Annotated in this window: 8 protein-coding genes; 7 read left to right on the top strand and 1 reads right to left on the bottom strand. The window is 49.6% G+C overall.

Translation table 11 applies throughout. The features are described from left to right. Positions 1–433: 433 nt before the first annotated feature. Positions 434–580 (top strand): hypothetical protein, encoded by a 147-nt coding sequence (locus JIN87_RS10135; RefSeq protein WP_200355444.1) that lies wholly within the window; start codon positions 434–436, stop codon positions 578–580. A gap of 501 nt (positions 581–1,081) precedes the next feature. Next, positions 1,082–1,963, top strand: coding sequence for an alpha/beta hydrolase (locus JIN87_RS10125; protein WP_200355443.1), 882 nt, complete (start codon positions 1,082–1,084; stop codon positions 1,961–1,963). On the opposite strand, the gene JIN87_RS10120 is transcribed toward JIN87_RS10125, so the two are convergent. Next, positions 1,935–2,135 carry a hypothetical protein gene (locus JIN87_RS10120; protein ID WP_200355442.1) on the bottom strand — a complete coding sequence of 67 codons (201 nt, stop codon included), beginning with the start codon at positions 2,133–2,135 and terminating at the stop codon, positions 1,935–1,937. The two genes, JIN87_RS10125 and JIN87_RS10120, sit on opposite strands and share 29 nt — an antisense overlap. A gap of 970 nt (positions 2,136–3,105) precedes the next feature. On the opposite strand from JIN87_RS10120, the gene JIN87_RS10115 reads away from it, so the two are divergent. From JIN87_RS10115 to JIN87_RS10095, 5 genes are all read left to right on the top strand, one after another. Further along, complete coding sequence (locus JIN87_RS10115) at positions 3,106–4,962, top strand: right-handed parallel beta-helix repeat-containing protein (protein ID WP_200355441.1); 1,857 nt, start codon at positions 3,106–3,108, stop codon at positions 4,960–4,962. A gap of 171 nt (positions 4,963–5,133) precedes the next feature. Beyond that, positions 5,134–6,567: a sulfatase family protein gene (locus tag JIN87_RS10110; protein WP_200355440.1), complete on the top strand. Its 1,434-nt coding sequence runs from the start codon at positions 5,134–5,136 to the stop codon at positions 6,565–6,567. Between the two features lie 137 nt (positions 6,568–6,704). Then, complete coding sequence (locus JIN87_RS10105; RefSeq protein WP_200355439.1) at positions 6,705–8,141, top strand: sulfatase; 1,437 nt, start codon at positions 6,705–6,707, stop codon at positions 8,139–8,141. An 843-nt stretch (positions 8,142–8,984) separates the two neighbouring features. Beyond that, positions 8,985–10,403, top strand: a complete 1,419-nt coding sequence (locus tag JIN87_RS10100; RefSeq protein ID WP_200355438.1) for a sugar porter family MFS transporter — start codon at positions 8,985–8,987, stop codon at positions 10,401–10,403. Positions 10,404–10,571: 168 nt separating this feature from the next. Beyond that, positions 10,572–13,133: a beta-glucosidase gene (locus tag JIN87_RS10095; RefSeq protein ID WP_200355437.1), complete on the top strand. Its 2,562-nt coding sequence runs from the start codon at positions 10,572–10,574 to the stop codon at positions 13,131–13,133. The last annotated feature ends 26 nt before the right edge of the window (positions 13,134–13,159 follow it).

Below are 13,159 nucleotides of genomic sequence, written 5' to 3'. Positions count from 1 at the left end.
AGCGTGGTCGTTATCTTTCTCGACGATGCGGGCTGGTCGGTACGTTCTGGGGAGGGGGTCCCTTCGATTGTTGGATGATCAGGGTAAAGGCGCCGTTTTAGCAATTAAGAGACAGTCCAATAATTCCAATTCCTTCGTGAAATCATACTCTTCGGTTGAAAATATCGTTTCCTCATTTGCTTCGCCATCTTCGCTTCGCTACGTCGATATACCCTCCGGGTATGCCTCACAACGAAAGCCAATATTTTGAGCTTGAATTGTATGTCTTTCAATCGAAAGCGATTTGTTAGAAAGTCTCTAAGTTGAAATCTCACCTATGTTATGTTTTGCGACATCTGGGAAATAGTGAAAGTAATATTGTAGGCTTATGGAAGCGACACCTAAAAACCGATTTACACACGAGCTTTTGACTCCTCTGCATCAAGTACTCGGAATGGCTAATTTGATTCATGATGAGCCGGATAAACGGATTAGACAGGAGTATTACGGGGTCCTTTTGGTGTCAGGTTCTAATCTAGCTGAAAAGATCATCGAGATGGCGGAATCGATAGAGGACGGAGTATTGGACTTGAGAGAGTGAAGGAGTGCAGACTCTTTGTTGGATGCTTGTCTCTGTGGCTTTCTAATGAATCGCTGACAGGGAGGTGCTGCTTTTAATATATAGTGCAAATACGTTTGGATGCTAGGCCGCGTGGACAAAATCTAATTTAACCCAATCCGCTGCTGCAGCGATATTTACGAATCCTCTATAGGTTTTTTTTCAATTTGTCGTAGAGGGTGGCGATTCTCCTGTGCCGTTTTATCTTAGCGAAGAAGTTTTCAACACGATGCCTCGCTCTTTCATCGGTGGTAGAACAGGCATTGCAGGAGTATTTCCACTACATTTGGTGATGAACCAATAAAAAGCCCCACCAAAGCTCATGCTATGAAACTCAAACGAATATTACTTATCCTGAGCGTGCTCTCACATGGATTGATTCAAGCTGAAACGCTATTATACGTATCCGCTTGTCGCTTTTTGCAAAAACCAACAGTCGAATTGTATCCTCAACAGTTCACGCTCCATCGCTAGTTTATCGAGATGCTGCCAAAAAGCCCTTTATCCAAACGAGCTGCCATCCTAGTTCTTTCATTTCTGTTTCTCGGTATCGCAGCGTCATACGCTCGAGATCCTGACCAGAAAATCACATTTAAAACGATTGGTGATACGCAGCTTCAACTGCACGTCTTCGAACCAGCCAATCACCAAAAGTCGGAGAAACGCCCCGCCATCGTATTCTTCTTTGGCGGAGGTTGGGCCAAAGGAGGACCTAGCCACTTTTATTCACAATCTGAATACCTAGCCAATCGCGGCATCGTCGCGATCTGTGCAGATTACAGAACACGAAACGTCCACGGCACAACGCCCGCAGAGTGCGTTAAGGACGGAAAGTCCGCCATGCGCTGGGTACGCTCAAACGCCGCGAAACTCGGAATCGATCCAAACAGGATTATCGCCGGAGGAGGTTCTGCAGGTGGGCACATTGCAGCAGCGATAGCTCTCATATCCGGTTTTAATGAAGAAACCGACGATCTTGAGGTAAGCCCTCGCCCCGCGGCACTCGTACTCTTCAACCCTGTTTTTGACAATGGCCCAGAAGGTTTTGGCCACAGTGTAGTTGAAGCCTACTGGCAGGACTTCTCGCCTCTCCACAATATCACTGCCGACGCGCCCCCCACTCTGGTCCTGCTTGGGACTGACGATCAACTAATCCCTGTCTCCACCGCAGAATTGTACAGAATAAAGATGAAGCAAAAGGGAGCTCGCTGCGACCTGATCCTCTACGAGGGCCAAAAACACGGCTTCTTCAACAAGGGGAACGCGGAGCATCATTACAAAACCATCATCGCGATGGACCGTTTTCTCGCTGACCTCGGCTATCTCCAAGGAGAACCTACTCTCTCACCTCCAAGCCAAAAGTAGAAGAAAGGTGGCTCCCGTCAATCGCAGTCAAGTACTCTTGGATCTCGTGCTTGATTGCTAGGAACTTGACCATGAGGGTGCTCGCGCCGTCAAGCTCTGGCTGACGCTCTGCCAGTGGAGCTGCTGCTACAGGGCTATCGATCTGCTCGAGGGGAGAAGCATCTTCGTGCAAGCGCCCAGCTTGAGTAGGGCGCTGGACTGGAACCTTCCTTGGGGAGGTCAATATGGCGTATCCAGATCACGAGCACGTGCATTTTATGGGACGGCGCCGACTCCCATCCTGAAAGTTCGGAGCACGAAAATGTTTCTGACGGCGTGCGCGTCGTAGCGCTGTCGCCGTACAGTCTCGAGCTCAATCCCATCGAGATCCTTTGCGACTACCGTGACGATCCCAGCTCCGTGATCTCGTTGTTTGGGAACGGATGGCTACGCGCCTCAGCAAACGCTTCTGCTTCCTGTAACTTGATCGAAGCTTTTTGCTGATGGTATAACACGCCCCCCCCTTGATGTTCGCATTCATCACAACCTGATCCACGACCGCTGGAATGGAGTGGGGCTCGACTGGCAATCTTGGCGAAGCCTTTCAATCCGAAATTCCATTTGTGAATCCTGATGGTTCTTTTCTTGAAATCGTCAGAGATTATTTTCAAAGTCGCGGGTCCCAAACGCTCAGATTGTGGGGCCTTTTATCGACCTCATCTCGGGCACCAACACCCTCAAGGTTTGTCCGAAGTAGATCGTTTAGACAAACCATTGAATATGCGCTGATAAGCTTAAGCTAAATCATTGTCTTCAGTCCAAAAGTTAAAATCTGAAATATCTTACCCTGTGGATGGTCATCATTCACAGGGCACTCAGCTGATCTCTTAGTTTTCGTGCTAGTCGAGATTGTTATCGTTAAGGATAATTACTCGATTAGGCTCTATGTTTTCCTTTTAGGAACCGGCTATGAGACTGGATTTTAATGACTACCCCAAGCGGCTACCGTACTGATATTCTGTGAAAAAAGTTATGGCATTTGAAACAAGGATTCAAATTTCTACGAGAATCCCTTCAGCACCCCGTTTCTGTATTGTTGCATTAATTGTTTGAGGAAAATCGCCTGCTGGACTAAAATAAAAGAAACCACCCAAGCACATACCATGAAACTAAAACGAATATTGCTTATCCTGAGTGTGCTCTCGCACGGAGTGCTTCAAGCTGAAACGCTTTTCTACGTATCCACTTCCGGTGATGACCAAAACCCAGGCACTAAGGAACAACCTTTCGCCTCTCTCGCACAAGCTCAAAAGGCCGTTGCTGAGGTCGTGGAAAAAAGTGAAGAAAACATCACCGTATGGATCGATGATGGGCATTATGCTCTGAGGGACACGCTCCGCTTTGGTGCCGAAGATGGAGGAAGGAAGAACCAACACATTTCCTATCGTGGGATGGAGGGAACGCATCCGGTAATCAGCGGCGGTATGAGTCTGAACGGGTGGGTCGAGCATGAAAAGGGCATCTGGAAAACTCCGGCGAATGGGCTGAATTTCCGACAAGTCTACATCGGCGGTAACGCCACCACCCGGGCACGCCACCCCAATAGCGGCGAGTACCTCCGCATCACGCTCTGGAACATCAATGAGAAAGAAATCTTCGTGCCCTGCAGGTCGACGGATCCTCTGAAATCCATTGGTGATCTGGAGATGATCATCCAGATGAACTGGACGGAGCAGGTCGCACGGGTCAAGTCGTTTGAGGCCACCAGCGACGAAGACACCTGGAAGAAAAAATGTTACTCCAAAATCAAACTGAAAGAGCCCGAACGCCGTATTCTTTTCGACCGGGACTATCCACCCAAACACCCGGATCAACCGTATCACTTTGAAAACGCTTACGTCTTTCTCGATCAACCAGGTGAGTGGTTTCTGGATACGGTAGCGGATCTGCTTTATTACAAGCCATTTCCCGGGCAGAACATGAGCGAGGCTGAAGTGTTTGTCCCTGTGCTGGAATCCTTGATCGAGGTCAAAGGAACTCCCGATGAAAAAGTTAAAAACCTCACATTCGAGGGGCTTACCTTCAAGCACTCGAACTGGCTACGCCCTTCGAAGACCGGCTATATGCCGACCCAGGCATGTCAATACTCCATCGACCCAACAGTCGGGAATGAACAATACATCGGGCGCCCCGCCGCCGCGGTAAAGGTAAACTACGCGAAAAACATCACTTTTCATGAAAACAAGTTCACGCATCTAGGGAACGCAGCGGCGCTTGATTTCCACGAGGGTGTGGTTGATTCCTCCATCGTGGGCAACGTGTTCCATGATATTTCGGGTACCAGTATGCTAATCGCCAAATTTTCCGATCCAGACTTTGAAATCCACCAGCCCTACCAACCCGAGGATGTGCGAGTGATCACTCAGGACATCCGAATCGCGAACAACTATGTCTATCAGATTGGAACTCAGTATCCAGGAAGCAATGGCATAACGGTTGGATTTGGGCGAAGGGTCTCAATCGAACACAACGAGATCAGCCATACCCCTTACTCCGGGATCAGTGTTGGATGGGGTTGGACTCATCATCGCAGCGTGATGGAGGAAAACATCATCCGCTATAACGACATTCATCACATCACCCAAAAGCTTTCGGATGCGGGTGGGATCTACACGCTCTCCCGGCAACCGGGCACCCGCATTTACCGCAACTACATTCACCACTCCCGTCCTTCTCGATGGGCGGCAGAAGCCCCATTTACTGGCATTTATCTCGACGAGGCCAGTGGCGGCGACATGGACAAGCCAATGGTCGTGGAGGAAAACATCGTCACCGCAGGAGGGCACAGTCGTTACCACATGAACGTTTCCGGCATCGCATTGTTTAAGGACAATCTCAACAGCCCTCAAGCTCGAGCCGACTATCCGCTCGGAAACGACGGTCCACTCAATGAACTCATCCTTGAAAAGGTGGGTCTCGAGCCCGACTACAAATGGCTAAAAACTTGGGTGTCAGAATAAGTCCACCAATACGATTTCTAGTTAGAAAAATCACAGGTGCGAACCACTATTCAAAAATGTTATGGGTATACTGAAATATACCCGAAAAAGGTGGGTCTTGAGCCCCACTATGAAACCACCAACAAGGTCGTGGTTGTGTGAATTGAACGAGTTTGAATCAGGAATAAAATTATGAAGAATTTAATTATTGGGTTTATAGCGGTACTTATCTGCAGCGTCGCGCACGCGGAATCTCTCTCAGGCAGTCGGCCGAATGTGGTTTTCTTTCTCGGAGACGACCAGAGCTTGTTCGATCACTCGGCTTACGGAAGCACTAAGGCTCCGACCCCGACGACCGATGTCTTTGCTGATCAGGCGCTCGTCTTCGATCGGGCGTTCACTGGGCAGGCTATCTGTGCTCCGAGTCGATCGATGCTCTACACTGGCTTGTACCCCATTCGCAATGGCTGTTTCATTAATCACACTGAGATCCGGAAGGGAGTCGAGACGCTACCTTCGTACCTCGGCAAGCTCGGGTATGATGTTGTTCTAGCTGGCAAGTCCCACGTGGGCCCACAAGATCAGTTTCAATGGTCGCAGTGGTTCATGCCGGTTGAGGTCGAGGGGAAGCCGCGTCCTGGAATCCCATTGGGAAAAATGGATGCGTACATGGCTTCGGCGGATGAGCCGTTTTGCATGTTGGTCACAAGCGAGTATCCACATAGTCCCTACTTCAAGGAGACTCCGTTTGGCCCGGAGGATGTCGATTTGCCGGCCTTTGTGAAGGATACGGAACCACGCCGCAAGCATGTTGCTCGCTACTACGCCAGTATAGCAGAGAAGGAGCGGGAGTTCGCAGCGGTCCTAGAAATGCTTGAGAAACATGGGTTAGCAGAGAACACGATCGTGTTTTATTCGGATGACCATGGAACCGCGCGAGGAAAGTTTACAGTTTACGATTCAGGCTTGAATGTCGCCTTCATGGTTCGCTGGCCTGGGAAGATTCAAGCGGGCCGCACTGATGCGCTAACGAGTTATGCCGATTTTGTGCCGACTGTTTTGGATTTGGCGGGAGGAGACGCTCCGTCTGATCTCGATGGGAATAGCCTCCTGCCCTTGTTCGAAGGGAAGAGCGGGGAGAATCATGATTATGTGTATGGGGTTGCGCATAGCCAGGGTATTCAAGAGCGTGAAGTCTTCCCGCAGCGTACGGTGCATGATGGACGTTATCACTACATCTATAGTTTCAATAGTCTGGAGCGGGTCGAACGCGAGCAAGCGGCGGGTAGACCAGTGAATTACTTCCTCGAAAGGGGAGCGCGAAAGTACAAGTCGCGGCCCGAAGAGGAGCTCTACGATACGCTGGCCGACCCGCACGAGTTAAAGAACCTCGCATCGGATGAACGTTTTGCTTCTGTTAAAGCTCGCTTGAAGAAGGAGATGTTTAGTTGGATGAAAAACCAAAACGATTATCTTTCTGAAGGCGATTGGGCAAAGTTTCTGAAAGTGAGACGGCACGAGTTGGATATTCAGGATCCAAAATACAACTACAAGATTCCGGAGGGTCAGGTCGGTTCACTAAAAGGCAAAAAGCTCGACCCGTACAAGATCACTGAGCCAAAATAAATGGAGACTCGGTTCGGTCCGGATGGGGCAAAAAAAGATAACGACCCAGTTTGCTGTCAAATTCGAGAGTATCCAATTTATCGTGGCGAAAATGTTTCGAGCCGGGAGCATGGGAAGTAAAGTGTTGGAAAGATTAAATGAATACACGAGTTTTACACAAACTATCGATAGCTGCTCTTTTTTGCTTCCAGATCGCTTTTTCAGCGGTTGAGCGGCCAAACGTTCTCTTTATCGCAGTCGACGATTTGAAACCCGAGCTCGGGTGTTATGGAGCGAGTAGTTCGGTCAAATCTCCAAATATCGATCGGCTCGCGTCGCGAGGGACGATCTTCGAGCGGGCCTATTGTTCGATCCCGGTGTGCGGGGCGTCGCGAGCTAGCTTGCTCACGGGGATGTACCCCTTGCCGGATCGTTTTATCACCTACAACTCTCGAGTCGATATTGATGCTCCGGGCGTGGTGACGCTTCCTGAGCAGTTCAAAAAGAACGGCTACTTCACGACGCAGGTTGGCAAGGTGTTTCACGATCCCGACGATGCCCCTCAGAGTTGGTCGGAGCCCTCTGTCCGCCCTGATTTTCCAAACTCTCTAGAGCAGCAAGAGGCTTGGCGGGATTATCGGAGCCCGGAGAATGAACATCTCAACTTGAAACAGCTTCCCTTGGGGGCACCCGGTCCAGCATGGGAGGCGGCTGATATCCCTGACAATGGTTACTACGACGGCAAGACCGCTGATATGGCTCTCGCTAAGCTCGACACGTTGGCTGGAAAGAAAGAGCCATTCTTTTTGGGGGTCGGTTTTATCCGTCCGCACCTTCCGTTTAACGCCCCGAAAAAGTATTGGGATCTCTATGGCAGGGCAGAGATCACTCTCGCCGAGAACTCGTTCTTGCCCGATGACATGCCGCGAAGCGCCTTCTTCAACTCGAACGAGACGCGCAACTACACGAATATACCTGATGGTAAGACGCCAATAGACGAAGGAACTGCGATCAACCTCCGGCATGGCTATTATGCTTGTGTCAGCTATGTGGATACGCTTATTGGAAGGATTCTCGATAGGTTGGAGCGACTGGAGTTGGCTGACAACACCATCATCGTTTTGTGGGGTGATCATGGTTGGAGCCTTGGAGAGCACACCTTTTGGGGAAAACATACGAATTTCGACGATGCTATGCGTTCGCCTTTGATTGTTTGTGACCCCAGAAAGAAACAGGGGAAGAAGTCGCAGTCGCTTGTCAGTTTCGTCGATATCTATCCTAGCCTTTGCGACTTGGCCGGAATCCCATTGCCTGAGCACTTGGATGGCAAGAGCTTCGCACGGACCTTGACCAAGCCGAAGTACGCTCCGAATCCCTTTGTGTTCTGTCGTTGGCAGGAGGGAGAAACCGTCATTGATGGCCGTTATAACTATACCCGTTTCTTCGACAAAGAGGGCGAGTTCAAAGAAGATATGCTCTATGATCACAAAAAGGACCGACCCGAGAATCGGAACGTCGCCGCTCATCCGGAGTACAAGCCGGTAGTGGAGCGATTGGCTGCTCTGCTTGGTGAGCACCTTGAAGCCCGCAGGTGAAGAGGAAATTGATCTTTTGGGTGTGTTTTATAGTATCGTTTAGTTTTTTTGGTGTTTCGAATTCGATACTTGGTTTCTCTGGAGTCGTCCGTGGTCGTTCTGATCCTCCAACGCGGACGAACGGGAGGTCGTCCCTCCATGGATCGGGCGACATTTTATACCTCGCCTGAGTTCGAGGGGAGGAGTGGGGGACGGTCCTTATGGCGATACTATTGAGGTGATTCGTATTGTGGCGGGCCATCTTGAGTTTGCCGTCTTCGATAAAGAAACGGTGCCAAACAATTTCTCCAGGTTTCGCAACGCCTTGCAGAGAGCTCCGCCTTTAGGGAAGTACACCTCCTTTTCGGTTCTGAGGATATCGGCCACCTGGCGGCGATCATCATCTTTTCCCATGTGTCGTTTCATCCTGTCAGTATGGCCTGAAACATCATCTGCTCAAACCGTTTTGTAAATGGAATAAGAATCGTGCTAGTCGAAGAAAGATCAATAAGGCACTGCATTTAAGATTCGGGCATAATTGAGGGGAACATTTACCTCGAATAAACAAGTTTATGCCCGTTTGTCCCCGGAAAGCATCGATTTTTTGGATAGTGCTATTCAGCGCAACAGCCAGAGACGCATCACTCGATGTTAGTCCAATCGATAAGATTCAAGAAAGGTCAAGCATCCTCTCTGTTACGGATAGCTATGTGGGATGGTCGGATCCCGGTTTTTTGAGCGGATATATACAGGCTAAGAATCTCACTTTGGAGTATCCCGAGAAAGTATATGTTTTAAAGGGGGTGCTCGAACAATTAATCTAGGTTCGGTAGAATTAGAGGGAAAAGACAATCCTTAAGAACGATGAAAAAGTACGATTTTAGTAGCGAGGAAGCGAGTTCAACAAATTTCAGATTTGTTATTTTTATTAGCTTAATAGCAACCCTAGGTGGGTTCTTGTTTGGGTTTGATAGCGGTGTGATAAACGGTACCGTAGATGGTCTCAGACTAGCATTTGATTCTGACAGTGCAGGAACTGGGTTTAATGTTGCTTCGATGCTTTTGGGGTGTGCTTTTGGTGCTTTCTTTGCGGGGAACCTTGCTGACAAATATGGACGGAAAACACTCCTGATTGTAGCGTCGGTCCTTTTTATAATAAGTGCCTACGGTTCTGGTATTGCCAGCTCATCTATAGAATTTGTGGTTTATCGGATTGTAGGCGGAGTCGCAGTTGGTGCAGCAAGTGTTATGGCTCCTGCCTATATTAGCGAGGTGACTCCGGCCAAATATCGGGGTTCTCTCTCGTCCATACAGCAAATCGCGATTGTTGCAGGACTTTTCTTTGCTTTTTTGAGCAACTACCTGATTGCGAAATACTCTGGAGGATCCACCTCTGAATTTGCCTGGGGATTTGAGGCTTGGAGGTGGATGTTTTGGATCGAGCTAGGTCCTGCCATCTGCTTTTTCGTTGCTCTGTTTTTTATTCCGGAAAGCCCCCGATATTTAGTGGCCAGCAGCCAGAAGGAGAAAGCATTGAAGGAGTTGCGTAAGCTAATGGGCTCTCGGGCTGAGTTGAAACTGGAAGAGATTTCGGCGAGTTTAGCCGGCGATCATCGTCCGAGATTTAAAGATATCGCTCATCAAAAGTATGGCGTACGGCCCATTGTTTGGGTTGGTATAGGCCTCGCTTCTTTTCAGCAATTGGTTGGTATCAATGTGGTTTTTTATTATGGAAGCGTTTTGTGGCAAGCTGCTGGGTTTTCTGAGGACCAAGCGTTGATGATAAACGTAATTAGCGGGGCTGTGAGCATTGGAGCCTGTTTCGTGGCAACCCTCACGATAGATCGAATTGGAAGGAAACCCCTGTTGTTGGGTGGTTCTCTCGGTATGTTTGTTTGCTTGGTGGCGATGGCGGTCGCATTTGTGAATTCGGGAGTAGATGAAAACGGTGGGCTAGTCTTGGGGGGTACTACTGGGCCCGTCGCTCTCATTTCTGCCAATCTATATGTATTCTTTTTTAACCTCTCGTGGGGGCCTGTCATGTGGGTAATGCTCGGTGAAATGTTCCCAAATCAATTGAGAGGCTCAGGTCTGGCAGTCAGCGGACTCTTCCAATGGATTTCTAATTTTGCCATCACCATTTCTTTCCCTGTCCTCTTGGCTACCGTCGGCTTGGGTGGCTCTTACGGACTCTATGGTTTCTGCGCCCTGCTATCCGTTTTGTTTGTTGCAAAGCTCGTATCAGAAACGAAAGGACGTGAATTGGAAAAAATGACGGGCTGAGGGGATCAACTGAGGAAAACCTGATTAATATCAATGTTCTAGCAGCGGTAGTTGAGCATCACGCGACCTAGGGTGGGCCTATAATTGCTATGCAAATTGTTGGTGCGTTCCTTCTTACTTAGGCCCCTTGAGGGCTGTATTCAGAATTATATACTTTATAGCAAATAAATGAAACTTAAAATTCTATTGACACTACTGACGATGGCTAGCGCTGCTGCGGCTGTTCCGGATAGAACTGCCTTGAATGATCGCTCAGACAAAATGGCAGCCGAGATAGTTGCTCAAATGACGCTGGATGAAAAATTGAAACTCATCGAGATGCAGAACAAAGCTGTGGAGCGTTTCAGCATTCCTGCCCACCATTGGTGGAACGAGGCTCTCCATGGCGTGGCACGTCGTGGAAAGGCAACCCAGTTTCCCATCACATTGTCGATGGCCTCTACCTGGAGTACTGATTTAATTCATTCCATGGCGACAGCGATCGGTGACGAAGCCCGTGCGTTACACCACGCCGATACTCCTGGGGACGCTGCGGGAATTTATCATGGCCTCACAATATGGAGTCCAGTAGTCAACATTGCTCGTGATCCACGATGGGGGCGGACTGAGGAAACGTACGGAGAAGATGTGCTTCTGAACAAGAGCATGGGTGTAGCGTTTGTATCTGGGATTCAGGGTGATCATCCAGATTTTCTGAAGACGGTGGGCACGGTGAAGCATTTTGTCTGCAACAACACGGAGTATAACCGCTTGGAAACCAACCCAGGAGTGACTGAAAGGGCGTTGCGGGAGTTCTATTTTCCGGCCTACAAAGCGGCGATACATGAGGCGGGTGTGGAGTCCTTCATGTCTGCCTATAATGGGGTTAACGGCGCCCCTTGCTCTGCGAATTCCTGGCTGTTGAAAGACGTTTTGCGCGACGAATGGGGCTTCCGCGGAACCGTAGTGACCGATGTACTTGTTCCGAGGTGGATGTTCAAGGAGCACCATTTCACGAAGGACGGACCTACTTCCGCTGCGGCTATGATCAACGCCGGATGCGATGTCTATTGCGATGGGGAGCCTGCATGGGCGAAACAGGCAATCGAAAGTGGTTTGCTTAGAGAGTCTGAGTTGGATCGGGCTGTCACTCAAAGCCTCTCCACGCGCATCAAGCTAGGCTTGTTGCGTCCGGATGAAGATAATCCGTTCACCAAAATCTCCACCGACGTAGTCGGCTGCGATGAGCACGTAGCTATCGCTCGCCAAATTGCCCGTGAAGGTGCCGTGTTGCTGAAGAACGAAAACAAAACGCTTCCGGCAGTTAAATCGAAATATGATCGTATTGTATTGGCAGGACCGTACGTCACCGCAACGCCGCTCGGCGGATATAGTGGTACGCCCACGAAGCCCACAGTATCGCCTCTCGATGGGTTTGCTAATATAGCTGCTGGAGACTTTGAAATTTCCACCTTGATGGGTGGAACATGGGGTGTCGTGCCTGAAGCGAACCTACACGTGCCGGGCGATCCAGCCACCCGCGGTCTGAGGGGGGAATACTTTTCAAATATCAAATTAGAAGGCTCTCCGGCAGGCACTCGCGTCGACCCGGTGATCGATTTTGAGTGGCTCAAGCCTCTGACTCATGTGGATCCATTCGTTCCGCAACCTAATGTGTCCATTCGCTGGACTGGTAGCTTGGTGCCGAACCGTACTGGCGAGCATATCTTCTCGCTGGAGGCCAAATTGGGAGCCCGCGTTTGGATTGACGGAAAGCAGATCCTCGACCTTTGGTGGGGGCGCTCGGCGGAACATCAGGTTAGTGAACCGATTCGTCTGGAAGCGGGCAAAAGCGTTGATGTGAGGATTGAGTATTACGACAAGCCGCCTCGCTACGGTGGCATCCAGCCGGGTGAAAAAATCTTTGTTAAACTGAGCTGGATGGAGCCCGTCCTGACACAGAAAAAGGTCGATAAGGCCAAGGATTTGCTGGTTTACTGTGGCGGTCTGACCCACTCCATGGCACGCGAAGGATTGGATATTATGGATCTGAGCTTCCCGGCGGAGCAGCTTGAAGAGATAGCCGAACTTTCGAAAACCTATCCGAATATCCTTTTGGTAGTGAATGGTGGAACGACGGCGCAACTGGACAAAGTTGGTGAGCATGTCTCAGCTATTCTTTACCAATGGTTTCCTGGACAGGAGGGCGGAAACGCGCTCGCCGAGCTGGTCACGGGGCGTGTCAACCCATCTGGCCATCTGCCTTTGACTGTGTATAAGGATGCATCGAAACTTCCGGATTTCGATGACTATGAGCCACGAAAAGGGCGAACTTACATGTATGCTCGCGATAATATAACCTATGGGTTTGGAGAAGGACTCAGCTATAGTGCCTTTGAGTATTCGAATATGAAGGTTGAGCACGACGTAGACGATATTCGGATCTCCCTCGATGTTACTAATCAAAGCAATATCGATGGGCAAGATGTAGTGCAAATATACGTAAAGAACTTGGATTCCCTGCAATATCAACCGGACCTCCAATTGAAAGCGTTTGAGAAAGTAGCAATACAGGCAGGTCAATCCGTTTCGGTAGAGCTTGAAATTCCTATCGAATCCCTAGCTTGGTGGGATGTGGAGAAGCAGGCCTTTGTTGTCGATGAAAGTCGGTATCGCATCATGGCAGGACATTCCTCGCGTGAAATCGCTTTGGACCATGTAGTAAATCTTGGCGCGTCGCCTTCGCTGTGAGCGAGTACATCCCATATGAGCGGACG

It is taken from the genome of Pelagicoccus mobilis (assembly GCF_016595505.1).
Lineage (GTDB): Bacteria > Verrucomicrobiota > Verrucomicrobiia > Opitutales > Opitutaceae > Pelagicoccus > Pelagicoccus mobilis.
Note: the sequence above shows the minus strand (reverse complement) of the source record. Positions and strands in the feature narration are given on the sequence as shown.

What these genes read in the sequence shown, in the direction of transcription:
- JIN87_RS10105 (WP_200355439.1), top strand. Translation starts at nt 6,705, where the DNA reads ATGAATACACGAGTTTTACACAAACTATCGATAGCTGCTCTTTTTTGC.
- JIN87_RS10115 (WP_200355441.1), top strand. Translation starts at nt 3,106, where the DNA reads ATGAAACTAAAACGAATATTGCTTATCCTGAGTGTGCTCTCGCACGGA.
- JIN87_RS10110 (WP_200355440.1), top strand. Translation starts at nt 5,134, where the DNA reads ATGAAGAATTTAATTATTGGGTTTATAGCGGTACTTATCTGCAGCGTC.
- JIN87_RS10095 (WP_200355437.1), top strand. Translation starts at nt 10,572, where the DNA reads ATGAAACTTAAAATTCTATTGACACTACTGACGATGGCTAGCGCTGCT.
- JIN87_RS10125 (WP_200355443.1), top strand. Translation starts at nt 1,082, where the DNA reads ATGCTGCCAAAAAGCCCTTTATCCAAACGAGCTGCCATCCTAGTTCTT.
- JIN87_RS10100 (WP_200355438.1), top strand. Translation starts at nt 8,985, where the DNA reads ATGAAAAAGTACGATTTTAGTAGCGAGGAAGCGAGTTCAACAAATTTC.
- JIN87_RS10135 (WP_200355444.1), top strand. Translation starts at nt 434, where the DNA reads ATGGCTAATTTGATTCATGATGAGCCGGATAAACGGATTAGACAGGAG.